This is a genomic window from Sphingomonas sp. NBWT7 (assembly GCF_014217605.1).
GTDB lineage: Bacteria > Pseudomonadota > Alphaproteobacteria > Sphingomonadales > Sphingomonadaceae > Sphingomonas.
The window spans coordinates 2,798,954-2,824,513 of sequence record NZ_CP043639.1 but is presented as its reverse complement, the minus strand read 5'-3'; the positions used below and the strand labels follow the sequence as shown (position 1 = coordinate 2,824,513).

Annotated in this window: 24 protein-coding genes; 13 read left to right on the top strand and 11 right to left on the bottom strand. The window is 69.5% G+C overall.

Features of this window, described 5'->3' with window-relative positions; genetic code table 11:
- Window positions 1-8: 8 nt before the first annotated feature.
- Together F1C10_RS13705 and F1C10_RS13700 are read right to left on the bottom strand one after the other, a co-directional pair.
- The gene (locus tag F1C10_RS13705; RefSeq protein ID WP_258042930.1) at window positions 9-1,862 is read right to left on the bottom strand and encodes an AsmA family protein; all 1,854 of its coding nucleotides are present in this window, start codon (window positions 1,860-1,862) and stop codon (window positions 9-11) included.
- 52 nt (window positions 1,863-1,914) lie between these two features.
- Window positions 1,915-2,076 (bottom strand): DUF1674 domain-containing protein, encoded by a 162-nt coding sequence (locus tag F1C10_RS13700; protein ID WP_185206991.1) that lies wholly within the window; start codon window positions 2,074-2,076, stop codon window positions 1,915-1,917.
- Between the two features lie 41 nt (window positions 2,077-2,117).
- Here F1C10_RS13700 and F1C10_RS13695 point away from each other — a divergent pair, with 41 nt between their 5' ends.
- From F1C10_RS13695 to purH, 4 genes are all read left to right on the top strand, one after another.
- Complete coding sequence (locus F1C10_RS13695; protein ID WP_185206989.1) at window positions 2,118-3,425, top strand: RsmB/NOP family class I SAM-dependent RNA methyltransferase; 1,308 nt, start codon at window positions 2,118-2,120, stop codon at window positions 3,423-3,425.
- A gap of 27 nt (window positions 3,426-3,452) precedes the next feature.
- Window positions 3,453-4,112 carry a ribulose-phosphate 3-epimerase gene (gene rpe, locus F1C10_RS13690; protein WP_185206987.1) on the top strand — a complete coding sequence of 220 codons (660 nt, stop codon included), beginning with the start codon at window positions 3,453-3,455 and terminating at the stop codon, window positions 4,110-4,112.
- Window positions 4,109-5,842 (top strand): heparinase II/III family protein, encoded by a 1,734-nt coding sequence (locus tag F1C10_RS13685; RefSeq protein ID WP_185206985.1) that lies wholly within the window; start codon window positions 4,109-4,111, stop codon window positions 5,840-5,842. Before rpe ends, F1C10_RS13685 begins: the two co-directional genes overlap by 4 nt.
- An 86-nt stretch (window positions 5,843-5,928) precedes the next feature.
- Window positions 5,929-7,500 (top strand): bifunctional phosphoribosylaminoimidazolecarboxamide formyltransferase/IMP cyclohydrolase, encoded by a 1,572-nt coding sequence (purH, locus tag F1C10_RS13680; RefSeq protein ID WP_185206983.1) that lies wholly within the window; start codon window positions 5,929-5,931, stop codon window positions 7,498-7,500.
- Window positions 7,501-7,563: 63 nt separating this feature from the next.
- Here purH and F1C10_RS13675 read toward each other — a convergent pair whose 3' ends face one another.
- The 6 genes from F1C10_RS13675 to F1C10_RS13650 form a co-directional block, all read right to left on the bottom strand.
- Window positions 7,564-8,652 carry an MBL fold metallo-hydrolase gene (locus tag F1C10_RS13675; RefSeq protein WP_185206981.1) on the bottom strand — a complete coding sequence of 363 codons (1,089 nt, stop codon included), beginning with the start codon at window positions 8,650-8,652 and terminating at the stop codon, window positions 7,564-7,566.
- A 100-nt stretch (window positions 8,653-8,752) separates the two neighbouring features.
- Window positions 8,753-9,427 carry a DUF1013 domain-containing protein gene (locus F1C10_RS13670; protein WP_185206979.1) on the bottom strand — a complete coding sequence of 225 codons (675 nt, stop codon included), beginning with the start codon at window positions 9,425-9,427 and terminating at the stop codon, window positions 8,753-8,755.
- 106 nt (window positions 9,428-9,533) lie between these two features.
- Window positions 9,534-10,550, bottom strand: coding sequence for a glycosyltransferase family 1 protein (locus F1C10_RS13665; protein ID WP_185206977.1), 1,017 nt, complete (start codon window positions 10,548-10,550; stop codon window positions 9,534-9,536).
- Window positions 10,551-10,554: 4 nt separating this feature from the next.
- Window positions 10,555-11,406: a UDP-2,3-diacylglucosamine diphosphatase gene (locus tag F1C10_RS13660; RefSeq protein ID WP_185210253.1), complete on the bottom strand. Its 852-nt coding sequence runs from the start codon at window positions 11,404-11,406 to the stop codon at window positions 10,555-10,557.
- Window positions 11,407-11,529: 123 nt separating this feature from the next.
- The gene (locus F1C10_RS13655; protein WP_185206975.1) at window positions 11,530-12,147 is read right to left on the bottom strand and encodes a glutathione S-transferase family protein; all 618 of its coding nucleotides are present in this window, start codon (window positions 12,145-12,147) and stop codon (window positions 11,530-11,532) included.
- Between the two features lie 25 nt (window positions 12,148-12,172).
- On the bottom strand, window positions 12,173-13,174 hold the full coding sequence (locus F1C10_RS13650; RefSeq protein ID WP_185206973.1) for an NAD(P)H-quinone oxidoreductase: 1,002 nt from the start codon (window positions 13,172-13,174) through the stop codon (window positions 12,173-12,175).
- Window positions 13,175-13,265: 91 nt separating this feature from the next.
- Between F1C10_RS13650 and F1C10_RS13645 the strand changes: the two genes are divergently transcribed.
- Together F1C10_RS13645 and clpA are read left to right on the top strand one after the other, a co-directional pair.
- Entirely contained in the window at window positions 13,266-13,463 is a 198-nt protein-coding gene (locus F1C10_RS13645; RefSeq protein WP_185206971.1) for a DUF1192 domain-containing protein, read from the top strand.
- Between the two features lie 201 nt (window positions 13,464-13,664).
- The gene (clpA, locus tag F1C10_RS13640) at window positions 13,665-15,983 is read left to right on the top strand and encodes an ATP-dependent Clp protease ATP-binding subunit ClpA (protein ID WP_185206969.1); all 2,319 of its coding nucleotides are present in this window, start codon (window positions 13,665-13,667) and stop codon (window positions 15,981-15,983) included.
- 58 nt (window positions 15,984-16,041) lie between these two features.
- Here clpA and F1C10_RS13635 read toward each other — a convergent pair whose 3' ends face one another.
- Window positions 16,042-16,227, bottom strand: coding sequence for a hypothetical protein (locus tag F1C10_RS13635; protein ID WP_185206967.1), 186 nt, complete (start codon window positions 16,225-16,227; stop codon window positions 16,042-16,044).
- Window positions 16,227-17,414, bottom strand: a complete 1,188-nt coding sequence (locus F1C10_RS13630) for a PepSY domain-containing protein (RefSeq protein WP_185206965.1) — start codon at window positions 17,412-17,414, stop codon at window positions 16,227-16,229. Before F1C10_RS13630 ends, F1C10_RS13635 begins: the two co-directional genes overlap by 1 nt.
- A gap of 143 nt (window positions 17,415-17,557) precedes the next feature.
- Here F1C10_RS13630 and F1C10_RS13625 point away from each other — a divergent pair, with 143 nt between their 5' ends.
- The 3 genes from F1C10_RS13625 to F1C10_RS13615 all read left to right on the top strand — a co-directional run bounded on the left by F1C10_RS13625 (window position 17,558) and on the right by F1C10_RS13615 (window position 21,684).
- The gene (locus F1C10_RS13625; RefSeq protein ID WP_185206963.1) at window positions 17,558-19,645 is read left to right on the top strand and encodes a S9 family peptidase; all 2,088 of its coding nucleotides are present in this window, start codon (window positions 17,558-17,560) and stop codon (window positions 19,643-19,645) included.
- Window positions 19,646-19,729: 84 nt separating this feature from the next.
- Entirely contained in the window at window positions 19,730-21,412 is a 1,683-nt protein-coding gene (locus tag F1C10_RS13620; RefSeq protein WP_185206961.1) for a diguanylate cyclase, read from the top strand.
- Between the two features lie 65 nt (window positions 21,413-21,477).
- A complete protein-coding gene (locus F1C10_RS13615; protein ID WP_185206959.1) occupies window positions 21,478-21,684 on the top strand; it encodes a hypothetical protein in 207 nt (68 codons plus the stop codon).
- Between the two features lie 2 nt (window positions 21,685-21,686).
- Here the strand turns inward: F1C10_RS13615 and F1C10_RS13610 are convergent, their stop codons facing one another.
- Window positions 21,687-23,045: an NAD-dependent succinate-semialdehyde dehydrogenase gene (locus F1C10_RS13610; protein ID WP_185206957.1), complete on the bottom strand. Its 1,359-nt coding sequence runs from the start codon at window positions 23,043-23,045 to the stop codon at window positions 21,687-21,689.
- Window positions 23,046-23,128: 83 nt separating this feature from the next.
- Here F1C10_RS13610 and F1C10_RS13605 point away from each other — a divergent pair, with 83 nt between their 5' ends.
- The 4 genes from F1C10_RS13605 to F1C10_RS13590 all read left to right on the top strand — a co-directional run bounded on the left by F1C10_RS13605 (window position 23,129) and on the right by F1C10_RS13590 (window position 25,537).
- Window positions 23,129-23,365: an exodeoxyribonuclease VII small subunit gene (locus F1C10_RS13605; protein WP_185206955.1), complete on the top strand. Its 237-nt coding sequence runs from the start codon at window positions 23,129-23,131 to the stop codon at window positions 23,363-23,365.
- The gene (locus tag F1C10_RS13600; RefSeq protein WP_185206953.1) at window positions 23,362-24,258 is read left to right on the top strand and encodes a polyprenyl synthetase family protein; all 897 of its coding nucleotides are present in this window, start codon (window positions 23,362-23,364) and stop codon (window positions 24,256-24,258) included. Before F1C10_RS13605 ends, F1C10_RS13600 begins: the two co-directional genes overlap by 4 nt.
- 2 nt (window positions 24,259-24,260) lie before the next feature.
- Window positions 24,261-24,767 (top strand): pantetheine-phosphate adenylyltransferase, encoded by a 507-nt coding sequence (coaD, locus tag F1C10_RS13595; protein ID WP_185206952.1) that lies wholly within the window; start codon window positions 24,261-24,263, stop codon window positions 24,765-24,767.
- Window positions 24,768-24,859: 92 nt separating this feature from the next.
- Window positions 24,860-25,537 (top strand): peptidylprolyl isomerase, encoded by a 678-nt coding sequence (locus F1C10_RS13590; RefSeq protein ID WP_185206950.1) that lies wholly within the window; start codon window positions 24,860-24,862, stop codon window positions 25,535-25,537.
- Window positions 25,538-25,560 lie beyond the last annotated feature (23 nt).

Sequence of the window (25,560 nt, the reverse complement as noted above, 5' to 3'; positions counted from 1 at the left end):
TCCGGTGTTTAGCGAAGCACGCGTGTGGCAAGCGCCCCGCAGTCGGCGTCGGTGGCGACCGGCCCCTGATGCCCGGTAATTGCACGGCCGATCGCCTTGAAGATGTTGCCGGCCGATTTCACCTCGCGCGGCACGACGATATCAGGCTCGCTGATCGTCCCCGTCATCGTGGCCGATCCCGGCAGGCGAAGGATGGCGTTCCGCTTGGGCGCCCCCGTCAGCCGGATCGCGAGCACTTCGCCGGGGAAGGTGATCGTGCCGCTGCCATCGAGCCGGCTCTGCGAGGTATCGACGACGAACGTCTGCGCGCGGCCCGTGCCGTCGCGCATCGCGAGGCCGACGACGACGCAGCGCAGCGTGGCGCGATCATCGTGACCGGCGAGCAACGCGCGGCCGGCGTCGAAGCCGAGCGCGGCGGCGATCTCCGCCGGCAGCGCGCCGTCGCGCGCGACAAGGCCGATCCGTCCGTCCGACCGGCCGACGACCTCGCGCAGTGTGCTGCCGCGCCCGTTGAGCAGCGCGCGCCCGTCGACCCTGCCAGTGACCGAGCCGCCGCCGCCGCCAAGCGCAGCGATGCTACTGTCGGCGAGCCGCAGATCGAGCCGGACGCGCGGCTCGGGCGCGCCGTCACGCTGATCGACCAGCACGTCGCCGGTGATCCGCCCCTTGCGCATCGCGATCGTCAACGGGCTGATTGTCAGCCGCCGCCGGTCGAGCGTCAGCGTGCCGCGCATCGCCGTCAGCGACGACGGTCCGTCGCGGCTGACGATCCGCGCGACGCGAAAGGCGATGCGCCCGTCGGTCGGCCCGAGCTTGGCGAGGTTGAGCTTGGTGTCGGGCACGACGCGCGGGCCGATCGCACGCTCCTTCGCGGCGCCACGTGCAAGGCCCTCGTCCGAGCTGAAATCGGCGAAATCGAGCAGACGCGACGCGAACGTGCCTTCGATCTTCGTACGCTCACCGGTCTTGTCGACGGTGAGACGACCCGACAGATCGGAGCGGCCGATCCGCCCGTCGAGCCGGTCGATCAGCCAGCGGCCGGGCTGGCGGCGGACATGCGCGGAGAGGACGACCGGCTGGGTACGGAACAGCCCGGCCTCGATGATCGCATCGATCAGCTTCAAGTCCGCCGCCTCGGCGGTGACGTCGAGCGTCATGTCGTCGGTGTCGAGCGGGGCGGCCATCGACCCCGTCGCGTGCATCTTCAGCCCCTGCCCAGCGAGCCGCGCGTCGAACGGCCACGGGATGACGCGCCGGTCGGAGATCGCCGGCGTGCGGATCGCGAGGCTGACGGGGGTGCCCCGCACCTTGCCGCTGCCCGCCAGCCGAAGCCCGCGCGCGGCATCGGAGACGAACGCGAGATCGAAGCTGCGACGCTGTTTCGCATCCTCGTACACCAGCCGCGAATCGCGCACCTCGAGCGCGTTGAGATTGCCGCCGCCTGCGCCGCCGCGCCGCTCGCTGCCGCGCCAGTTCTCGCGCCCGTCGGCGGTACGGATCAAGTGGAGCCGCGCACCCGTGATCGTCACGTCGTGCAGCGCGAGATCGCCCTTGAGGAGCGAGAGCACGCCGAAGCCGATCCGCATCGTCGCAACGCGCGCCAGATCGGTCTTGCCGGTCCACGCCGGCCCGGGCACGCGCACGTCGCTAAGCGCGATGACGGGAGAGAAGCCGAAGCGGTCGACCCGCTCCATCCGGCCGATCGTGACGGGGCGACCGAACCGCTCGCTCAGTCGATCCTCGATCACGCCCTTCAATACGCCGTAGGGAAAGGCGGCGAGCAGCATCGGCAGCGCGATCAGCAGGCACGCCACGATGGCCACCGCGATGCGGATGCGGCCATCGGCGAGAAAGCGTGGCATCGCGCAAAGACGCCCGCCCGTCGCGATCGTTCCGGGGGCGTCTTGATTTAGATTAGAAATCGATCGCGATGCCCTTCTTCTCCCAATCGCCGTAGCGGACGGGATCGCGGCCGAGCGGATCGTGCTCGGGCCGCTTCACTGGCTCGGGCTTGGGTACCGGCGTATTGGGGGTGAGATAGGCCGGCGGCTTCACATGGGCAGGGCGCTTCGACATCGGCTCTTCCGGTTGCGGCGTTCACCCGCCACATGGGGCCGATGCCTGCCCCCGCCAACCCCCGCCCTCCCCGCCCCGCTGCACCCAACCGTCGTCCCGCCGATCCGCCGGGCACCGCGGCACGCCGCGCGGCGATGCGACTGCTCGACGCGGTGCTGCGCCGCGGCGATCCGCTGGAAGCTGCGCTGCCCGCCGCGACGCGCGACCTCGCCGAGGCGAACGACCGCGGCCTGGCGCACGCGATCGCCGCGGAGGCGCTGCGCCGCCTGCCCGATCTCGACGCGGTGATCGACAGCGCGACCCGGCAGCGGCTGCCGGACGACGCCAAGGCGCGCACCGCACTGCGCATCGCGCTCGTCCAGGCGCTGGCGCTCGGCACCCCGCCTCACGCCGCGATCGCGACGGTGCTGCCTTTGGTCGACGGCGGCCCGCGCAAGCTGGTTCACGGCGTGTTCGGATCGCTGACACGTGGCGGCGCAACGCTGCCGGACGTGCCGACCCTGCCGCCGGCGGTGGCGGAGCGGTGGCGCGCGGCATGGGGGGAAGCAGCGGTTGCAGCGGCGGCAGCAGCGATCGCCGCCCCGCCCCCGCTCGATCTGACGCTCGCCGATCCCGACGCGCTCGCGCCCGACGGGCTGGCGCTCGCCCCCGATCAGCGCCGGCTGGTGGACGCCGGCCCGGTGGCGCGGCTGCCCGGCTACGCCGAGGGCAAATGGTGGGTGCAGGACGTCGCGGCGTCGCTGCCGGCGCGGCTGCTCGGGCGTGGGGCCGGCGAGGTGATCGATCTGTGCGCCGCGCCCGGCGGCAAGACGATGCAACTCGCCGCCGCCGGCTGGAACGTGACGGCGCTCGAGGTGTCGCCCGCGCGCGCGGCGCGGCTGCACGAGAATCTGGCGCGCACCGGTTTGCCGGCCAAGGTCGTCATCGCCGACGCGCTGCACTGGGCGCCGCCCGTCCCGGTCGACGCGCTGCTGATCGACGCGCCGTGCAGCGCGACGGGCATCTTTCGCCGCCACCCCGACGTGCTGTACCGCGCGCACGCCGCGATCGTCGCCGACATGGCGGCGTTGCAGGCACAGCTGCTCGCGCGGGCAGCCGAGTGGGTGCGGCCGGGCGGCCGACTGGTCTACGCCACCTGCTCGCTCGAGCGCGCCGAGGGCGAGGATCAGCTCACGCGCTTCCTCGCCGATCATCCCGATTACCGCGTCGATCCGCCGGCTACGGGCGAGCTGCCTGCGGGGTTCGCCGCGCACGACCGCGGCTATTTGCGCACGCTGCCCGGCACGCTCGCGGCTGAAGGCGGGTGCGACGGCTTTTTCGTCGTCCGGCTCGTGCGCGCTTCCGCCTGACGGCAACGCTTGTTAACGCAGGCGACCATGAAGCCCGTCCGCATCGCCCCGTCCATCCTGTCCGCCGATTTCGCCAAGCTGGGCGAGGAAGTGCGCGCGATCGACGCGGCGGGGGCGGACTGGATCCATATCGACGTGATGGACGGGCATTTCGTGCCCAACATCACGATCGGCCCGGCGGTGGTGAAGGCGCTGCGCCCGCACACCGCGAAGCCCTTTGACGTCCACCTGATGATCTCGCCGGTCGACCGCTATCTCGACGCCTTCGCCGAGGCCGGCGCAAACACGATCACCGTCCATCCAGAGGCGGGGCCGCACATTCACCGCTCGATCCAGCACATCAAGTCGCTCGGCCTGCGCGCGGGCGTCGTCCTGAACCCGGGCACACCGGCGAAGATGCTCGATTACCTCATCGACATGGTCGATTTGGTCCTGGTGATGAGCGTCAACCCCGGCTTTGGTGGGCAGAGCTTCCTCGACGGGCAGCTCAAGAAGATCGCCGCGATCCGCAAGATGATCGACGCGAGCGGGCGGGACATCGATCTGGAGGTCGACGGCGGGATCGACGCCGACACTGCCGTCCGCGCGATTGCCGCGGGGGCGGACGCGCTCGTCGCCGGCACCGCCACCTTCCGCGGCGGCCCCGATGCCTATGCCGCCAACATCCGCGCGCTGCGCGGCGGATGAGCGAAGCCGACCAGGATACCAGCCCCGACGGGATCGACGAGGGCAAGCGGCTGATGCGCGTCGGCGGCGACAAGGGCCTGTCGCTCGCCGAACGCCTCACCGATCGCTTCCACCGACTGACGTGGCGCACGCCGATCCACGAGCTGAGGCTGAAGGGCCGCTATCCGCTGAAGCTGATCGCCGTGCCCGACGATCCGCTGTTCGGCGACGTCGCGCGCGGGCAGGCGCTGCTCGCCGGGCGGATCCAGTTCCGCGGCGAAAGCCACGCGATCGAGGGGCTTGACCTGCGCACGCTCGCGCCGTCCGCCGGGTTCGCCGACTATCTCCACAGCTTCGCCTGGCTGCGCGACTTGTCGAGCGTCGCGACGCGAGTCCAGGCATCGCCGGTCGCCGAATCGCTGATGGAGCGCTGGCTGGCGGCGCATGGCGAAAAGGTGACGGCGGCGGCGTGGCGGCCCGATCTGTGGGGGCGGCGGATCCTGTTCTGGACCGCGCACGCGCCGCTGATCCTGTCGTCGACCGACCTCATCTACCGCTCCAAGGTGCTGAACGCGCTGGCGCGCGGCGCGCGGCACATCGATCGCAGCGCGGACAAGGCGCTGGCCGGGCCGGCGCGGGTGGCGGCATGGTGCGGCGTCGTCGCGGCCGGGCTGCTGATCCCCGGCGGCGACCCGCGGCGTGCATTCGGTGAGGCGGGGCTGAGCCGCGCGATCGGCGGCGCGCTGTACGACGACGGCGGCGTGGTGAACCGCTGCCCCGAAGCGCTGCTCGATCTCCTTGCCCTCCTCGTCATGCTGCGCGAGAGCTATGCCGCGCGGCGGCTCGAGCTGCCCGACTTCGCGCACGAGGCGATGGTGCGGATCGTGCCCGCGCTGCTCGGCAGCTGCCACGCCGATCGCGGGCTGGCGAGCTGGCAGGGAGGCGGCCCAGTGCCGGCAGATACCGTGGCGCAAGTGATCGCGGCGAGCGGCATCCGCACGCGCCCGCTGCGCCAGGCCCGCGACTGGGGCTATCAGCGGCTTGCGGCGGCAGGCGTGGTATTGATCGTCGACGCCGCACCCCCGCCGGTTGCGCGCGTCGTCGACGGCGGCTGCGCCTCGACGCTGGCGTTCGAACTCTCCGACGGGCCCGCGCGCATCATCGTCAACTGCGGCGGCGCGCGCGCAGCCGATGCGTGGCTGCCCAGGCAACTGATCGAGGGGCTGCGCACGACCGCGGCGCATTCGACATTGACGCTGGCGGACACCAATTCCACCGCGATCCACGCCGATGGCACGCTCGGTCGCGGCGTCGCCGAAGTCGAACTGGTGCGGCAGGAATCGGAGGGTGCGAGCCGGATCGAGGCGAGCCATGACGGCTATGTGCGCCGTCACGGCTTCGTCCACCGCCGCCAGCTGGTGCTGACGGGCGACGGCAAGGAAGTGCGCGGCGACGACGTGCTGCTGCCCAAGGGCAAGCGGCGCAAGCCGGGCGCGACGCCGTTCGCGATCCGCTTCCATCTCGGCCAGGGCGTCGAAGCGTCGCCGACCGCCGACGGGCTCGGCGCGGTGCTACGCGTCCCCGGCGGCGCGATCTGGCAGTTCCGGACGCGCGACGGGATGCTGGCAGTCGAGGACAGTCTGTGGATCGATGGCGAGGGGCGGCCGATCGCGACGCAGCAGCTCGTCATCGCCGGCAGCGCCGAGGCGGGCGGCGCGACAGTCGGCTGGGCCTTGAAGCGCGCGCGCTGACGGGTAAAGGCCGCGGCGTTCTTTCCACCCGAGCGCGCAAGGCTGCCGATCGACCGGCGGGGCGCGCGGCCGCAACAGGATCGCCCATGACCACGATCGCCATCAAGCGCGCGCTGCTCTCCGTTTCCGACAAGACCGGCGTCGTCGATCTCGCCCGAACGCTCGCCGGGCGCGGGGTCGAACTGGTGTCGACGGGGGGCACCGCGAAGGCGCTGCGCGACGCCGGGCTGGAGGTGCGGGACGTATCCGATCTCACCGGCTTCCCCGAGATGATGGACGGGCGCGTCAAGACGCTGCACCCGATGGTGCACGGCGGGCTGCTCGCGGTGCGCGACGATCCGGCACACGCCGCGGCAATGGGGGAACATCAGATCGGCGCGATCGACCTCGTCGTCGTCAACCTCTATCCCTTCGCGCAGACGGTGGCGAAGGGCGCCGAGCGGCCCGAGGTGATCGAGAATATCGACATCGGCGGGCCGAGCATGGTGCGCTCGGCAGCGAAGAACCACGCTTTCGTCGCGATCGTCACCGATCCCGCCGACTATGAGATCGTCGCGCGCGGCGAGACGACGTTCGACGAGCGCAAGCGGCTCGCCGCCAAGGCGTTCGCCGCAACCGCGACGTACGATTCGATGATCGCGAGCTGGTTCGGCTTCGCCGACCAAGGCGAGCGTTTCCCGGCGACGCTGCCCTTCGTGCTCGAGGCGCCGAGGGTGCTGCGCTACGGCGAGAACCCGCACCAACAGGCGGCCTTCTACCGGCACGCGGGCCCTGCAACGCCAGGGATCGGCCAGGCGCGACAGGTGCAGGGCAAGGAGCTGTCGTACAACAACCTGAACGACGCCGATGCTGCGCTAGAGCTGGTGAGCGAGTTCCGCGACGCGGGCCCGACGTGCGTCATCGTCAAGCATGCCAATCCGTGCGGCGTCGCGACCGGCGCGTCGCTCGCCGAAGCGTATGAGGCGGCGTTCGCGTGCGACACCGTGTCGGCGTTCGGCGGGATCATCGCGCTCAACCGCACGCTCGACGCGGCAACGGCGCGGGCGATCACCGGCATCTTCACCGAAGTCGTCGTGGCGCCCGATGCCGACGAGGAAGCGATCGCGCTGTTCGCGGCGAAGAAGAACCTGCGCCTGCTGCTTACCGGCAGCCTACCCGATCCGGCGCGCGGCGGGCTGACCGCGAAGACGATCGCCGGCGGCTGGCTGGTCCAGTCGCGCGATGGCGGTGTGCTGTCGGACGACATGCTCAAGGTGGTGACCAAGCGCCAGCCGACGCCGCAGGAACTGGCCGACTGCCGCTTCGCCTGGTCGGTGGCGAAGCACGTCAAGTCGAACGCGATCGTCTATGCCAAGGACGGTAGCACCGCGGGCGTCGGCGCGGGGCAGATGAATCGGCTCGAATCGGCGCGGATCGCGGCGTGGAAGGCAAAGGACGCGGCGGACAAGGCGGGCTGGGGCCAGCCGCGCACGATCGGCTCGGCGGTCGCCTCGGACGCGTTCTTTCCGTTCGCCGACGGCCTGATGGCGGCGGTCGAGGCGGGTGCGACGGCGGTGATTCAGCCGGGCGGCTCGATCCGCGATGCCGAGGTGATCGCGGCCGCCGACGAGGCGGGGCTGGCAATGGTTTTCAGCGGGATGCGCCACTTCCGACATTGAGGCGCGGCGGATCGACCCAACGCCCGCCCCGGCATTGTCCGGGGCGGCAGCGTCAGCGAGGCGTCAGGCGCGTCCGAACCACCACACGCCGTCCTTTACCTCGCGCACTGCGCGGCCCTCGACCTCGAGGCGGCACAGGTGGGCGAGCGATTCGCCCGTCGCCATGCCGATCACGTCGGGGCCGATCGGGCGGCGGAACAGCACCTTGAAGCAATCCACCGCGCGCACCGGGCCCTCGCCCATCAGGTCGACGATCGCGTCCAGCCGATCGATATGCTCGTCGCGCAGCGCGTCGAGCCGGGTGTGGAGGCCGTAGAAGGGATCGCCGTGGCCGGGGAGGACGAGCAAATCCTCTGGCAGCGTCTTGAACTTGGCGATCGAGGTGAGCCAGTCGCCCAGCGGATCGTCGTTGGTCTGGCTGACGTGAACCGAGATGTTGGAGCTGATCTTGGGCAGCACCTGATCGCCCGCGATCAGCACGCGGCGATCATAGTCGACGAGGCAGGCGTGTTCGGGGCTGTGGCCGTTGCCGGTGACGACGTGCCAGTCGCTGCCGCCGATGCGCATCACGTCGCCGTTCTGGATGCGCGTGTAGGTGAGCGGCATGCGCGCGATCATCTTGCCGAAATTGGACCAGCCGCGCCCCGCGCCGCGCGCGACCTGCTCCTCGTCCCACCCAGCGCCGCGCCAGAAATCGAGCTGCTCCTCGGGCACCTCGGGCCTCGCGTCGGCGGCGAGCATGCGAACCATCAGCCATTCGGTACGCGTCATCACGATCCCGGCATCGTCGAAGCGGCGCGACAGCCAGCCGGCGAGCCCGACGTGATCGGGGTGCATGTGCGTGCACAGGATGCGCCCGACGCGCTGGCCGGCGAGCGGCCCTTCTAGGATCGCGCGCCACGCCTCGGTCGTCCGCGGGCTGGCGGTGCCGGTATCGATCGCGAGCAGCGCGTCGCCGTCGTCGAGGATCAGGCCGTTGACGTGCTTGAGCGGGCCCGACATCGGCACGCGCCACCAGCGCACGCCGTCCATCACCGTCAGCAACTCGCCCGGCTGCGGGCCGCGATCGCCGAACGGAAAGGTCAGACCGGCCCAGCTGGTGGGCGTCAGCCCCTCATCCCCGATCAGCGTGCGTTGATATGCCGTCGCCATGCTGCGGGGGTATCAGCATAACATTCGTTACGTCGAGCGAATTCGGCGGGCGAACGCCGGCAGTGCGACGCCCGATCCGAAACCGTCGTGCAGCGACCGATCAGCGGCGAAAGGGATCGTCGAAGAACGGCTTGGGGGCGACGCCCTCATCGCCCGCCAGCTCGGCATCGCGCGCCGCCTGCTCGCGCTCGGCGCGCAGCTGCTCGATCAGCGCCTCGCGATCGCCGTCGAGACGCGTGTCGACCGGCGCCTCGACGCCCGCGTTCTTCGCAGCCTTCGACACCGCGGCGTCAAGCTCGCGCTGCGTGGTGAGGCCGAGCGTCACCGGATCCTTCGGCGTGATGTTGCTGATGTTCCAGTGCGAGCGGTCGCGAATCGCGGCGATCGTCGTGCGCGTCGTGCCGATCAGGTTGGAGATCGCGCCATCGGAGATCTCCGGGTGGTTGCGGATGATCCAGGCGATGCCGTCGGGCTTGTCCTGCCGCTTCGACACCGGCGTGTAGCGCGGGCCCTTGGTGCGGCGGACCTGCTCGGGGCCCTTGGTGATCTTCAGGCGATAGCTCGGATCGGCCTGGCCCTTGTCGATCTCCTCCTGCGTCACCTCATGCGTACGCACGGGATCGCGGCCGGTGAGCTTGGTCGCGGCGGTATCATCGGCGATCGCCTGCACCTCGAGGATGTGGAGGCCGCAGAATTCGGCGATCTGTTCGAAGGTGAGCGACGTATTGTCGACCATCCACGACGCGGTCGCGTGGGGCATGAGCGGCTGTGCCATGCGAAAAGCCTTTCGGTAGAAACAAATAGGGCCGCCCCTTACCGGAGCGGCCGCTTAACCTGCCGCGACTTAATGCGCGCATTCGCCAAGGGCAAGCGTCCTTGCGTCAGGCGGCGTGCGGCAGATCGATCGGGTGGAGCGCGCCGAGGAACTGCTGCGCGCTCGCCCGCCACGTGTAGCGCGCGCCTTCGCGCGCACAGGCGACGCGATCGAGCGGCAGCGCGGCAGCGATCGCGGCGGCGAGATCGGCATCCATCGCGCCGACGCGGGGCGTCAGCACGTCGAGCGGGCCCGGCACCGGATAGGCCGCGACGGGCGTGCCGCAGGCGAGCGCCTCGATCATCACCAGCCCGAAAGTATCGGTGCGGCTGGGAAAGACGAGCACGTCGGCCGCGCGGTAGCAGGCGGCGAGGCGGTCGCCGAAGCGCGCGCCGAGGAAGTGAACGCCGGGAAAGCGCTGCCGCAGCCCGGCGAGCGCGGGCCCGTCGCCGACGACGACCTTACTGCCGGTGCACGGCGCACCGAGAAAGGCCTCGACGTTCTTCTCCACCGCGACGCGGCCGACGTAGAGCATGACCGGGCCGGGCAGCGCGGCGATCACGGGGTCTACCTCGCCGTGCGGCACGAAGGTAGGCGCAACGCCGCGGCTCCAGTGGCGGGTGCGCGCGATGCCGTGCGCGGCAAGCGCGCGCCGGATCGTCGGCGTCGAGACGAGCACGGCGTCGGCCGGCTGGTGGAACCAACGGATGAAGCGCCACACCCATTCGGGATCGGTACCGGTGCGCGCGGCGACGTAATCGGGAAATTGCGTGTGATAGGCGGTGGTGAACGGCCGGCGGCGATCGAGGCACCAGCGCCGCGCGGCGAGCCCCAGCGGTCCTTCGGTAGCGATATGCACCGCCTCCGCGCGGAAGTCGGCGATCCGGCGCCCCACCGCGGCACGCCCGGCGATCGCGAGGCGTATCTCAGGGTATGTCGGGCACGGCAGCGAGCGGAACGCGTCGGGCGCGATCACCAGCGTCTCGTGGCCGAGCACGCCGAGTTCGGCGATGACCGATTCGAGCGTACGCACGACGCCGTTGACCTGCGGCGCCCACGCGTCGGTGACGATTGCTATACGCATCGCGTTACGCCGCGAGCGCGAGCGGCGCGGAACGATCGCGGCCGGCGATCACGTCGGCCCAGTGGAGGATCTCCATCCGCCCGTCGGGATGCTCGACCAGCGCGGTCGCGCTCTCCACCCAGTCGCCGTCGTTGTAATAGGCAACGCCGCCGATCTCGCGCATCTCGGCGGTGTGGATATGGCCGCAGACGACGCCATCGACGCCCCGCGCGCCCGCCGCCTCCGCCACGATCTCCTCGAAGCGCGAGATGAAGGCGACGGCGTTCTTGACGCGCGCCTTGGCGTGCTTGCTCAGCGACCAATAGGGCATGCCCATCCGTCGGCGCGCGGCGTTGACCAGTCGGTTGGCCGCCATCAGCAGCGTATAGGCATGGTCGCCGACGTGCGCGAGCCAGCGATGCGCAAGCGTGATGGCGTCGAATTCGTCACCGTGCAGGACGAGCAGGCGGCGGCCGTCCGCCGTCTCGTGCACCGCGTTGCGGCGGATCGCGATGCCGCCGAAATCGAGCCCGCAGTATTGGCGGAACGCCTCGTCGTGATTGCCGGGAATGAAGATCATCCGCGTGCCGCGGCCGGCGCGGCGCAGCAGCCGCCACACGACGTCGTTGTGTGCGGCGGGCCAGTAGAATTTGCGCCGCAGCCGCCATCCGTCGACGATGTCGCCGACGAGGTACATCGTGTCGCTGTCGACGTGGTCGAGGAAGTCGACCAGCATGTCCGCATTGCAGCCGCGCGTGCCGAGATGGACATCGCTGATCCAGATCGTGCGGTAGCGCGTGCGCTCGACGATGCGCTCGGGCAGATGCGGGCGCGATTGGGCGAAATCGGCGAGGTCGGCAACGTCACCCAAGGACATGGTAGCGAGCGAGGCGGGCTTCGGCATGACAGGCTCTCCCTGCCCGCGGGCAATAGCGTGCGCGTGTGACGCCGCGATCACAGCGCGATGACGCCGCGGTCTCGATTGCGTGACGGTTCGGCGTCAGTCGTCGAAGCGGATGTGGCCCGGCATGGCGGCGACACGGGTGAGCCAGCGCGCCACGGCGGGACGGGCGGCGAGATCGAACCCGCTCTCGCCCGCCAGATGCGTGTAGGCGTAAAGCACGAGATCGGCGAGCGTCGGCCGGTCCGCGGCGAGCCAGTCGCGAGTCGTGAGATAGCCCCTGATCAGTGCCAGCGCCGCTTCGCAAGCGGCCTGCTTGGCAGGCATCAGCGCCGTCTGCGCGGGGCTTAGCGCCGCCTCGCCCAGATAGTGCCGCCAGAAGCGCAGCGTCGCGATATAAGACTCGTGGCTATGTCGTTCCCAGAACAGCCAGCGTAGCATGTCCGCATGATCGAAGCGGTCGATCGGGATCAGCGCGCTGCCGTGCGCGAGATAGGCCCACGCAGCGTTGCTCTCAGGCAGGAAGCGCGCGTCGATCTGGAGCACCGGGATGCGCCCGCCGGCGTTGACTTCGGTGAGAAACGCCGGCGTTCGCGTCTCGCCGCGTTGGATGTCGTAGCGTCGGCGCTGGAGCGGGATACCGAGATACGCGGCGACGAGGCGGATCTTGTAGCAATTGCCCGACGCGGGATCCTCGTGAAGCGAATATTCGGTCACCGCCGCTGCCTCCCGCCGCCCGCGATTACTGCATCGTCAGCACGATCTTGCCGACGTGGTCGCCGGCCTCCATCCGGGCATGGGCGGCAGCCGCCTCCGCCAGCGGGAACGCCTTGTCCATCACCGGCTTGAGCTTGCCCGCCTCGACATGCGGCCAGACAGTGCGCGCGAGTTCGTCGGCGACCATCGACTTGAAGCCAAGATCGCGCGCGCGCAGCGTCGAGCCAGTCAGCGTCAGCCGGCGGCGCATCACCTCGAACACCGGGATCGTCGCCATCGCGCCGCCCTGTACCGCGATCGACACGTGGCGGCCATCGTCGGCGAGGCATTTGAGGTTGCGCGCGACATAGTCGCCGCCGACCATATCGAGCACCGCAGCGCAGCCCTTGCCCCCCGTGATCTCGGCGACGCGTGCGACGAAATCCTCGGTTTTGTAGTTGATCGCGTGATCGGCGCCGAGCGCCATGGCCGCCGCGCATTTCTCGTCCGAACCGGCGGTGACGATGATCGTCAGCCCGAAGATGTTGGCGAGCGCGATCGCCATCGTGCCAATGCCGCTGGTGCCACCGTGGACGAGCACGGTATCGCCCTCCACCGCAAAGGCGCGCTCGAACAGGTTGGTCCACACGGTGAACAGCGTCTCGGGGATCGCCGCCGCTTCCGCCATCGACAGGCCGGCGGGCACGGGCAGGCACTGGCCGGCGGGCGCGACGGCATAGTGCGCATAGGCGCCGCCGGCGACGAGCGCGCAGACGTTCTGGCCGATCATCTCCTTGCCGACGTCGTCGCCCACCGCGACGACCTGGCCGGCGAATTCGAGCCCGAGGATCGACGGCGCACCCGGCGGCGGCGGATAGCCGCCCTTGCGCTGGAGCACGTCGGGCCGGTTGACCCCCGCGGCGGCGACGCGGACGAGCACCTCGCCGGGGCCGGGCACGGGCACCGCGCGCTCGACGGGCACCAGCACCTCGGGTTCGCCCGGCGCCGCTGGATCGATCGCCAGCATCGTCTTCGGTATCTCGTGCATCGCCGTCCCCTTGCCGCCTGCCGGTTTCCCTTCCAGCCGTTCGGCGCGCGCCTTATTGACTTCGCACCTGCAGCGGTCAACGATGCATCACATGGATCTGGATGATATCCTTGGGTCCCGGCCCGACGATCCCCTGGCCGCGCTGCTGCGCGAGGACCTCGATCGCCTCTCGGTCGCCGAACTAGAGGCGCGGATCGCGGCGCTGGAGGGCGAGATCGCGCGATCGCGCGCCAAGATCGCCTTCGCCGTCGACCACCGCGCCAGCGCGGACGCGCTGTTCAAGCGATGATCCTGGCCCCCGCCATCAGCCCTGCCGCCGAGCGACGGGCCAGATGATGCGGCGGGCGCCCGCGTGATCGCCACCGTACGACCGCAGCGGATCACCGCTCGTCATCGTGCGTTTTCTTGGGCGCTTGATGCCGTGCCCGCCAATCACGACATTGCGTCCAAGGGCCGGACACCTGTCCACGGCCCGCCTGGAGTATCCTGAATGCCATCCTTTGCCAGCGCTCTCGAGACTACGCTGCACAAGGCGCTCGAGGCAGCGTCTTCGCGGCGCCACGAATATGCAACGCTTGAGCACCTGCTCTTCGCGCTCGTCGACGACGAGCATGCGAGCCAGGTGATGACGGCGTGCGGCGTCGATCTCGGCGAGCTCAAGAATACCGTCGCGCACTATCTCGATACCGAGCTCGGTGCGCTGAAGGTCGATCAGCAGACCGACCCCTCACCCACCAGCGGCTTCCAGCGCGTCGTCCAGCGCGCGATCCTGCACGTCCAGTCGTCGGGCCGCGACGAGGTGACGGGCGCCAACGTCCTCGTCGCGCTCTTCTCCGAACGCGAGAGCTACGCCGTCTATTTCCTGCAGCAGCAGGACATGAGCCGGCTCGATGCCGTCAGCTTCATCAGCCACGGCGTCGGCAAGGGCGTGTCCGCGCCCGAAGCGTCCGCCGGGCCCAAAGGCGCTGAGGACAAGGAAGAGAAGAAGCCTGCCGACAAGGCGAAGGGCGAGAGCGCGCTGAAGCAGTTCACCGTCGATCTCAACGAGAAGGCGAAGAACGGCAAGGTCGATCCGCTGATCGGCCGCGGGCCGGAGGTCGATCGCACGATCCAGATCCTGTGCCGCCGGTCGAAGAACAACCCGCTCTATGTGGGCGATCCCGGCGTCGGCAAGACCGCGATCGCCGAAGGGCTCGCGCGCAAGATCGTGGAGGGCGACGTGCCCGACGTGCTCAAGCCCGCGGTGATCTACTCGCTCGACATGGGCGCGCTGCTTGCCGGCACGCGCTATCGCGGCGATTTCGAGGAGCGGCTGAAGCAGGTCGTCAACGAGCTCGAGAAGCTGCCGCACGCGGTGCTGTTTATCGACGAGATCCACACGGTGATCGGCGCCGGCGCGACGAGCGGCGGCGCGATGGACGCGTCCAACCTCCTCAAGCCCGCACTGTCGGGCGGCACGATCCGCTGCATCGGGTCGACCACCTACAAGGAGTTCCGCAACCACTTCGAGAAGGATCGCGCGCTGTTGCGCCGGTTCCAGAAGATCGACGTCAATGAGCCGACGATCGAGGACACGATCAAGATCCTCGCCGGGCTGCGCTCGGCGTTCGAGAGCCACCATGACGTGAAATACACGCCCGACGCGATCAAGTCGGCGGTGGAGCTCAGCGCGCGCTACATCAACGACCGCAAGCTGCCGGACAAGGCGATCGACGTGATCGACGAGGTCGGCGCGATGCAGATGCTGGTAGCGCCCAACAAGCGCAAGAAGACGATCACCCCCAAGGAGATCGAACAGGTGATCGCGACGATGGCGCGCATCCCGCCGAAGAGCGTATCGACCGACGACAAGCGCGTGCTCGAGCATCTCGAGACCGATCTGAAGCGCGTCGTGTTCGGCCAGAACAAGGCGATCGAAAACCTGGCTTCCGCGATCAAGCTGAGCCGTGCGGGGCTGCGCGATCCCGAGAAGCCGATCGGCAACTATCTGTTCACCGGGCCGACCGGCGTCGGCAAGACGGAAGTTGCCAAGCAGCTCGCCACGATCATGGGTATCCCGCTTCAGCGGTTCGACATGTCGGAGTATATGGAGCGCCATTCGGTCAGCCGGCTTATCGGTGCCCCGCCGGGCTATGTCGGGTTCGACCAGGGCGGGCTCCTGACCGACGCGGTCGACCAGAACCCGCATTGCGTGCTCCTGCTCGACGAGATCGAGAAGGCGCATCCCGACCTGTTCAACATCCTCTTGCAGGTGATGGACAACGGGCGCCTGACCGATCAGCACGGCAAGACGGTCGATTTCCGCAACGTCATCCTGATCATGACGACCAATGCGGGCGCGAGCGACATGGCGCGCGAGACGCTTGGCTTCGGCAACCTCTCCCGCGAGGGCGAGGATGAGCAGGCGGTGCAGAAGCTGTTCACGCCCGAGTTCCGCAACCGTCTCGATGCGATCGTGCCGTTCAGCTACCTGCCGACCGAAGTGGTCGCGCGCGTGGTGGACAAGTTCATTCTCCAGCTCGAGCTGCAGCTCGCCGACCGCGACGTCCACATCAAGCTCGACGACGATGCGCGCCAGTGGCTCACCGCCAAGGGCTATGACAAGCTCTACGGCGCGCGCCCGATGGGCCGCCTGATCCAGGAGAAGATCAAGCAGCCGCTGGCGGAAGAGCTGCTGTTCGGCAAGCTCGTCCATGGCGGCGAGGTGGTCGTGAAGCTCAGGGACAATGCGCTGACGTTCGAGATCGTCGGCGCGGCACCCAAGAAGCCGAAGCGCAAGGGCGGCAAGGCCAAGGTGGTCGCCGAGTAAGCAACGACACCATCGTCATGAAAGGGCGTCGGTCGCAAGACCGGCGCCCTTTTTCCTATCAGCGGCGCCCGCGACGCGCCCACGCCAGCGCGACGAGCGGCGCGGCGAGCGCGAGCCACGCGGGCAGATCGTGCCACCCATCGCCAGCGAGCGCCGCGATGAGGCCGGCGATCGTTGCGAGCGCAATTAGGATCGGGATCGGCCAGGTGGCGCGGACCAGCGCGGGCCGACGATCGCGGTGCATCATTCGGCGGGCATCGCCGCTACGCCTGCGAACGGGCGCGCGCCACGCGCGATCTCGCGCACCAGCACATCGGTCGGCGCGCGGCGGCGGCCGAGCCAGAGGTAGACGCCCGAACCCAGCACGACGATCGTGAACACGTCGAGCAGTGCCCACAGCAGCTTCATCGGCAGCCCGCCATAGTCACCGAAATGCAGCGGTCGCGAGAGCATCAGCGCCCTGAAATACCACGGCATCGGGCGTTGATCGGTCAGTTGCCCCGTCTTGGCATCGACCAGCGCGGTAGTGAGCAGCCGCTCGGTCAGCGGCGTCGCGCCTTGGAAGAAGATCGCATAATGATGCCGGCTGCTGAACGCGCCGCCGGGAAAGGCGATGAACTGCGAGTTCATGCCGGGCACCGCGCGGCGCGCCGCCGCCATCGCGCGGTCGAGCGAGCCGTAGCGCGCCGGCGGCAGCGCCGCACGGCCGGCATAGGCTTGCGTCATCTCGGCGAGCTCGCCCGCCTGCCACATCTTGGTGATCGGCGTGACGAACGCGTTGACGATCCCGGTGAGCCCGACCACCGCCATCCACGCGAGCGCGACGATACCGAGCAGATTGTGATGATCGAGCCACGCCACGCGGCGGCTGCGACGCGTGCGCAGCGTGCCGAAATCGAGCTTGCGCATGAACGGCGCGTAGAGGACCGCGCCCGAGGCGAGCGCGACGACGAACAGCGCGCCCATTGCGCCGAGGAAGAACATGCCCGGCAGCCCCATCAGCATGTCGGTATGCAGCCGCAACAGGAACGCCATCACGCCCTCGCCCTCCGCCGGGGTGGCGCCGATCGGCTGCCCGGTGACGCGATCGAACAGGTGCAGCGTCATCGCCTCCGCCGGCACGTCGGGGCGCGCGCCGGTGGTGACGGTGGTGGTGGCATCGTCGTTCGAGAAGGCCATGAACAGCGGCACGTCGCCCGGCTTTGCGGCGAGCGCACGCGCGAGGATCGCGTCGAGCGACTGAAGCGCGGGGCTGACACCCGACGACGGCGTCGCGGAGACGGTGCGGCCGCCGCGCTCGGCCAGCGCGTCGATCTCGTCGTGGAAGATCAGCGGGAGGCCGGTCACGCACAGCATCAGCAGGAACACGGTCGACACGAGGCTCGACCATTTGTGCACAAGGAACCAGCCGCGGATCACGCCTCTGCTCATCGGACGCTGCTGTTGCAAAGCATTCGCAAATCTCTAGCCGTACCGCCAGGGCGCTGCAAGCGAGCGCTTGCCTTCGCGCAAGCTGGTGGTGCTTGCGCGGGCGCGGCAATGCGGCTTCAGTCGCGCGCATCCTTCCCGGAGACATGTCGATGCGTCGTCTTGCCCTGCTTCTCGCCTGTACCGCCGTCGCCACGCCAACGCTGGCGCAACAGCAGCCCAACGCCGCGCCGGTCGACGGCCCGGTGCGCGGCTTCACCGGCAACGACCTGTTCGGCCTGGCGATCGCCGCCGATCCGCAGATCAGCCCCGACGGGCGCACGATCGTCTACGTCCGTCGATCGGGCGACGTGATGACCGATCGGATGCAGTCCTCGTTGTGGCTTATCGACGTCGCGAGTGGCCGGCAGACGCCGTTCTCGGCCAACGGATCGAGCCCGCGCTGGTCGCCCGACGGTACGCGCATCGCCTATGTCGCGTCCGACGGCGAGCGATCGCAACTGTTCGTGCGCTGGATCTCGAGCGGCGCGAGTGCGCGCGTGACGGGGCTGCCGAGTGATCCCAACAGCCTGGCGTGGTCGCCCGACGGGCGCCGCCTCGCCTATGTCGCGACGGTATCGGGACAGGCGACGACGCTGGGCAAGGCGCCGGCGAAGCCCGAAGGCGCGAAATGGGCCGAGCCGCTCGAGGTGATCGACCGCGTCACCTATCGCAACGACGGGCCCGGCTATCGCAAGCCCGGCTACGACCATCTGTTTGTCGTCGCCGCGGACGGCGGCGGGGCGCGGCAGCTGACGTTCGGCAAGTTCGACGACGGCGGCCCGCTGTCATGGAGCCGCGACGGGCGGACGATCCTGTTCTCGGCGATCCGCGGCGAGGATGCCGAGCGGCAGGTGATGAATTCGGAGGTGATCGCCGTCGACGCGGACAGTGGCACGATGCGCACGCTGACGAGCCGCGACGGGCCAGACGGCAATGCGCGCTTCTCCGACGACGGCAGCCGCATCGCGTGGATCGGCTTCGACGACAAGCGCCGCGCCTATACCAATGCCGAACTCTACGTCGGCGATGCCGAGGCGAACGCGCCGCGGTCGCTGACCGCCGCGCTCGACCGGTCGATCGAGGACGCGCACTGGGCGGCGGACGGGCGATCTTTGTACGCCGCCTATGACGACAAGGGCCAGCGCAAGCTCGTGCGGATCGGGACCGACGGGCGCGTCAACATGCTGGTCGACAACCTTGCCGGCGGCGGGCTCGACCGGCCGTATACCGGCGGCGACTTCTCCATCTCGCGCGGCGGCACGATCGCCTATACCGGCGGCGACGCGTCGGCGCCGGCGGACGTGTGGGTGTGGAGCGGCGGCAAGGCGCGGCGGCTGACGCAGCTCAACGCGGTGATGGCCGCGTCGAAGGCGATGGCGCCGGTGCGCAAGGTGGCGGTCACCGCGCCCGACGGGCGGCCGATCGACGCGTGGCTCGCAACCCCGCCGGGGTGGCAGCCGGGGACGCGCGTGCCGCTGATCCTCGAGATTCACGGCGGCCCGCACTCCGCCTACGGCCCGAGCTTCGCAACCGACGTGCAGCTCTACGCCGCGGGCGGCTACGCCGTCCTGTGGACCAACCCGCGCGGCTCCACCTCCTACGGCGCCGAATTCGCCAATCTGATCGACAAGAACTATCCCAGCGCCGACTATGACGACCTGATGGCGGCGGTCGACGCGACGATCGCGGAAGGGGTCGCCGATCCGAACAACCTGTTCGTCACCGGCGGGTCGGGCGGGGGCGTGCTGACGGCGTGGATCGTCGGCAAGACCAACCGGTTCAAGGCGGCGGCGACGCAGAAACCGGTGATCAACTGGATCAGCGAGGCGCTGACGATGGACAATACGCTGTTCACGTCGCGCTATTGGTTTTCGAAGCTGCCGTGGGAGGATCCGATGAGCTACTGGAACCGCTCGCCGCTCAGCCTCGTCGGCAACGTCAAGACGCCGACGCTCGTCGTCGTCGGCAGCGAGGATTATCGCACCCCGGTGTCGGAGAGCGAGCAATATTACGCCGCGCTGCAGATCGCGAATGTGCCCACCGCGCTCGTCAAGGTACCGGGCGCGAGCCACGGTGGCTTTACCAGCCGCCCGTCGCAGTCGGCGGCGAAGGCGAGCGCTATCCTTGCCTGGTTCGATCGCTATCGCAGTGCCGCAGCACCCGCCGCAGCGCAGGGCGTGACACAGGAATAGCGTCAGTCCCGCCGCTGACGCACGTTTCGTGACGCAGGCGGTACGTTTACGCAATCTTCGCACCCGCCACCCTAGGCGATTGCCATGCGGGGGCATGATCGAGGCTGGTTCTGGTCGCTGGTGGCGATCGTGGTGGGCATGTTGATGGTGGCGGCGCCGGCGTCAGCCCAGACCGGCCTCGTCGGCGCGCCCGTCGCGACCTGCGTCGCGCGCGTCCAGCCTGGTGATACGCCGTCCGCGATGCTGCGCGCGACGGGTCGTTACGATTGCACGACGCTGCAGACCGATTTCGGGCCGGGCGATTACTGGGCGCGCTCCGCCCCGATCGCGGTCCGCGGCGAGCACGTACTGCGGATGACCAGCCTGTGGCAGCAGGCGGTGACGATATGGGCGATATATGGCGACGGCCACGTCGTGCGGCGCCGGCTCGACGGCCGCGCGTTGGCGGATACGATCCAGCTCGGCGCGATCCCCGAACTCGCGCTCGAAACGCGCGAGGCGCCGCTCGTCCGGCTGCTGTGGCGGGTGGAGGGGGCCGCCAACCTGCGCGGCATCGTTCTCGGCGTACGGCTCGCCACGCCGGCGCAGAGCCGGTCCTCCAATCTGCTATTCGCCGCGCTGTACGGGGCGTTTGGCGGGCTGTGCCTGTCGCTGCTGGTGTATAATCTGGCGCTATGGGCGGCGCAGCGGCATCGCTTCCAGCTCGCCTATTGCACGATGCTCGCGATGCTCGGCTGCTATGCCTTCTCGTCATCGGGGGCGTTCGCCTGGGCCTTCCCGGGCCATGCCAACAATACCCGGCTCGAACTCAATTACCTGTCGCTCGCCGCTTCCGCCGCCGCCGCACTCGCCTTTGCCCGCACCTTCTTCGAAGAGCGCGTGTTCCGCGGCTGGGTCGGCACGCTGATCGGCAGCGCCTCGGCGATCATCATGGGCAGCGCGATCCTGTTCGTCGCCGCGTCGAGCTGGAACGTCGTGCTGCTAGACCGGCTCTACGCCGCCAGCTTCCTTCTCGTCGTCGCGGTGAGCGTGCCCATCCTCTGGCAGGCGTGGCGCCGCAAGAGCGATTACCTGCGGCTGTTCGCCTACGCCTGGGCGCTGCCGATCCTGCTCGCCGCGGTGCGCGTCGCAGGCAATTTCCGTATCTTGCCGTGGAGCTTCCTGCTCGACAATTCGACGCTCGTGGCGATGGCGGCAGAGGCGCTGCTGTCGAGCCTGGCGATCGCCTATCGTACCCGGCTACTGGCCCGCGAGCGCGACGCGGCGCTGGAGGGCGAGGTGGCCGCGCTCGCGCTCGCCGATCACGATCCGCTGACCGGGCTGATGAACCGGCGCGCGTTCCTGCGCGAGGCGATCGGCCGCGCCGGCGAACAGCAACTCGCCATCGTCGACATCGATCATTTCAAGACGGTCAACGACACGCTGGGCCACGATGGCGGCGACGAGGTGCTGCGCATCATGGCGCGCGTGCTGCGCCGCGCCGCGCCGCCCGGCGCGCTTGTCGCGCGGCTCGGCGGCGAGGAATTCGTCATGCTCGCGGCGGGGGCCGCGCCGATCGCTGCGGAAGCGCTGCTCGCCGCCGTCCGCGCGGAACGCATGCCGTTCGACGTTCGCATCACCGCATCGCTCGGCATCGGTCAAGGCGAAGTGGGGGACGAAAGCGACTGGAAACGGCTGTACCGCGATGCCGATCAAGCGCTGTTCACCGCCAAGGCGGCGGGGCGCGACCGGGCGCGCACCGCGCCGCGCGTTGCGATCGCTGCCTGACCGTTCCTGGTCGCCTGCCGGGCAGCCCGATTGCACGGGCACCGCACCTTCGTTACGCTGCCGACATGACCAAGCGCCGCCAGATCGCCTTCGCCGCCGGCGTCCTGTCGCTTACCGCGCTCGCCGCGGCGAACCCGCCGCGCGCCGATATCGAGATCTTGACGCATCGCGCGGGCGACGTGGCGCCCGAGCGCTTTCGCGCCGCGCTCGATCTCGGGCTCGCTAGCGCGTCGATCCTCGTCACGTGGACGGCGGGCCGACTGACGCGCTGACGTCAGTCGAACACCGTCTTCAGGTTCATGAACTCGTGCAGCCCGTGGCTGCCGAGCTCGCGGCCGTGCCCCGATCGCTTGATCCCGCCGAACGGCGCCTCGGGCGTCGAGGCGAGCATCTTGTTGACCGCCATCATGCCCGACGCGATGTCGCGCGCGAAGCGATCGCGCTCGCCGGCGTCGTTTGTCCATACCGACGCGCCGAGCCCGAACGGCACGTCGTTGGCAAGCGCGATCGCGGCATCGATGCCATCGGCCTTGAACACCATCGCGACGGGGCCGAACAATTCCTCCTGCGCCGCGGGATGGTCGATCGGCACGTCGACGAGGATGCCGGCGGACATGTATGCGCCCTTGTCCGGCAGCGCTTCGCCGCCAAACAACAGCCGGCCACCCGCCGCCTCGATCTGCGCGAGCTGATCGACCACCGTCTGGCGCTGCTCCTCGCTCGACAGCGGGCCCATGTCGCTCGCGCCGTCCATCGGATCGCCCGCGACGACTGCCTTCATTCCGGCGGAGAAGCGCTCGAGAAACGCGTCGTAGACGTCGGCATGGACGATCATGCGCTTGGCGCAGATGCACGATTGGCCGGTATTCTGGATCCGCGCGGTGACCGCGGTCTTCGCGGCGAGATCGAGATCGGCCGACGGCATGACGACGAACGGATCGGACCCGCCGAGCTCGAGCACGACCTTCTTGAGCGCCGCGCCCGCCGCGCCTGCGACCTTCGACCCCGCCTCCTCGCTGCCCGTCAGCGTCACCGCCGCGATGCGCTCGTCAGCGATCAGCGCGGCAACCTTGCCGCTCTTGATCGCAAGGTTCTGGAACAGGCCGGCGGGCGCGCCGGCGGCGATGATCGTTTCCTCGATCGCCGCGGCCACGCCCTGGCAAATCGACGCGTGCTTCAACAGCCCGACGTTGCCCGCCATGATCGTCGGCGCGGCGAAGCGCACGACCTGCCAATAGGGGAAGTTCCACGGCATTACCGCGAGCACCGCGCCGATCGGAAGGAAGTGCGTCGTCGCCGTCCCGCCGGGCACCGCGATGCGGCGCGGCTCGAGCATCGCGGGCCCGTTCTGCGCGTAGTAGCGGAAGCCCGCGGCGCATTTCTCGACCTCCGCCAGCGACGATTTGAGCGTCTTGCCCATCTCGCGCGTCGCGATCTCGGCGAGGCGGCGCTTGTCCGCCTCGAACGCCTCGGCGATCTTCTCGAGCAGCGCGCTGCGCGTCGCGAGATCAGTCAGCCGCCACTCGGCGAAGGTCTGTTGCGCACGCGCGACGCGCGTCTCGATCTCGGCGTCGGTCAGTTCGGCGAAGGTGGCGCCGGGCGTGCCGGTCGCGGGGTCGATGCTCTGAAACATGGCTGCCCTAACGAACGCCGCGCGGCGGGTATCCTTGACCCCTTCGCCCGCTCTGCCGCATAGCGCGGGCCATGGACACCGCGATGGATACCGACGTCGAGAGCCTGACGTTCGAGGCGGCGCTGAAGGAGCTGGAAGGCATCGTCGCGCGGCTGGAATCGGGCGATACGCCGCTGCAGGACGCGATCGCGCTGTACGAGCGCGGCAACGCGCTGCGCGCGCGCTGCGCAGAGCGGCTCGACGCGGCGCAGGCGCGGATCGAGGCGATCCGGCTCGACGCGCATGGCCGCGCGACCACCACCCCCTTCGCCGCGGGATGAGCCCCTCGCCGGCGCTTGCCGCGGCCCTCGCCGACACCGCGCGCGAGATCGACGCGCGATTCGACGTGCTGCTCGCTGTTCCCGACGATGCGCGCGCCAACCTGTATCGCGCGATGCGCCACGCCGCGATCGACGGCGGCAAGCGGCTGCGCCCGCTGCTGGTGTTCGCGACGGCGCAACTGTTCGGCTGCGACCGCGATTGCGCCGGCCGCGTCGCGGTCGCGCTGGAGGCGATCCACGTCTACTCGCTGATCCACGACGATCTGCCCGCGATGGACGACGACGACGTGCGCCGCGGACGGCCGACGGTGCACAAGGCGTTCGACGAGGCGACCGCGATCCTCGCCGGCGATTGCCTTCACGCGCTGGCGTTCGAGGTGCTCGCCGATCCCGCGACGCATCCCGATCCGTTCGTGCGCAGCGAGCTGCTGCTCGATCTCGCGCGCGCCGCCGGCCCGTCGGGCATGGCGGGCGGGCAGATGATGGATCTGGAGGCGGAACGCACGACGTTCGATCTCGCCACCGTCACGCGGCTGCAGGCGATGAAGACCGGCGCGCTGATCGCCGCCGCGGTCGAGGCGGGCGCGATCCTTGGCCGCGTGCCGCCGGAGGGGCGCACGCATCTGCGCGGCTATGCCCGCGACATCGGGCTCGCCTTCCAGATCGTCGACGATTTGCTCGACGTCGAGGGCGACGAGGCGCTGGCGGGCAAGAAGCTGCGCAAGGATGCCGGCGCTGGCAAGGAGACGTTCGTCTCGCTGCTGGGGGTCGAGCCGGCACGCACGCGCTGCCGCATGCTCGTCGACCAGGCGATCGACCATTTGCGTTCCTACGGCCCGGAGGCCGATCTGCTGCGCGATATCGCGCGTTTCGTACTCGCAAGGGATCATTGAGCATGACCACGCGCATCGGCGTCTACCCCGGCACCTTCGATCCGATCACGCTCGGCCACATGGACATCATCCGGCGCGGCGCGAAGCTGGTCGACCGGCTGGTGATCGGCGTCACCACCAATCCGTCGAAGAGCCCGATGTTCAACCTCGACGAGCGGATGGCGATGGTAGAGCGCGAGTGCGCCTCGCTCGACGCCGATATCCGCGTCGTCAGCTTCGACCTGCTGCTGATGGATTTCGCCGAGCGCGAGGGCGCAAGCGTGATCGTCCGCGGGCTGCGCGCCGTCGCCGATTTCGAGTACGAATATCAGATGGCGGGCATGAACCAGCAGCTCAACAGTCGCATCGAGACGGTCTTCCTGATGGCCGATGTCGCGCTGCAGCCGATCGCCAGCCGGCTGGTGAAGGAGATCGCGGTGTTCGGCGGCGAGATCGGCAAGTTCGTGACGCCCGCGGTGCGCGACGAAGTGGTCGCGCGTGTCGCGCTGACGGGCAAGCGCGGGGGCTGACCTCGACGCTGCAGTCGCCGCGCCGCAGTTCAGATTGGCGCAAGCTGCGTTCTGGTCTACGGGCGCGCGACGATGATCTGGTTGGGATAACGATGCGTTTTCTGGGAATGATCGCAATGCTCAGCGCGCTGCTCGCCGGGCCGGCGCTGGCGAAGGACAAGCCGCAGGACGCCGCGGCGGCGAAGCCGGCGACGCGCTACACCCCGCCGCCGACGACCGATCTCGAGAACACCTGGCTGCTCGACCTGTCGACCGGCGGGCGGGTGTCGATCTGGCTGCGCCCCGACGTCGCCCCCGATACGGTGCGGCGGATCAAGAATTTGACGCGCCGCCACTTCTACGACGGACTGACGTTCCATCGCGTGATCGACGGCTTCATGGCGCAAGGCGGCGATCCGAAGGGCGACGGCAGCGGCGGTTCGGAGCTGCCCGACGTCAAGGCCGAGTTCAATTACCTGCCGCACGTGCGCGGCGCGGTGGCGATGGCGCGGGCGGACGCGGAGAACAGCGCAAACAGCCAATTCTACATCGTCTTCCAGCCGCGACTGAGCCTCGACAACAAGTACACCGTGTTCGGCCGCGTGCTGCAGGGCATGCAATATGTCGACGCGATCGAGCGCGGCGAGCCGCCGGCGAACCCGACGCGGATCCTCCACGCCTATATCGCCGCGGACAATCCGCCGCCCTATCAGGCCGCACCATCGGCGCCCGCCCCCGCGCTCGGCCCGCCGGTGACGCTGCCTGGAACGAAGCCGGCGACGCGCAAGTAAGCGGCACCGCCGCCGACCGTACC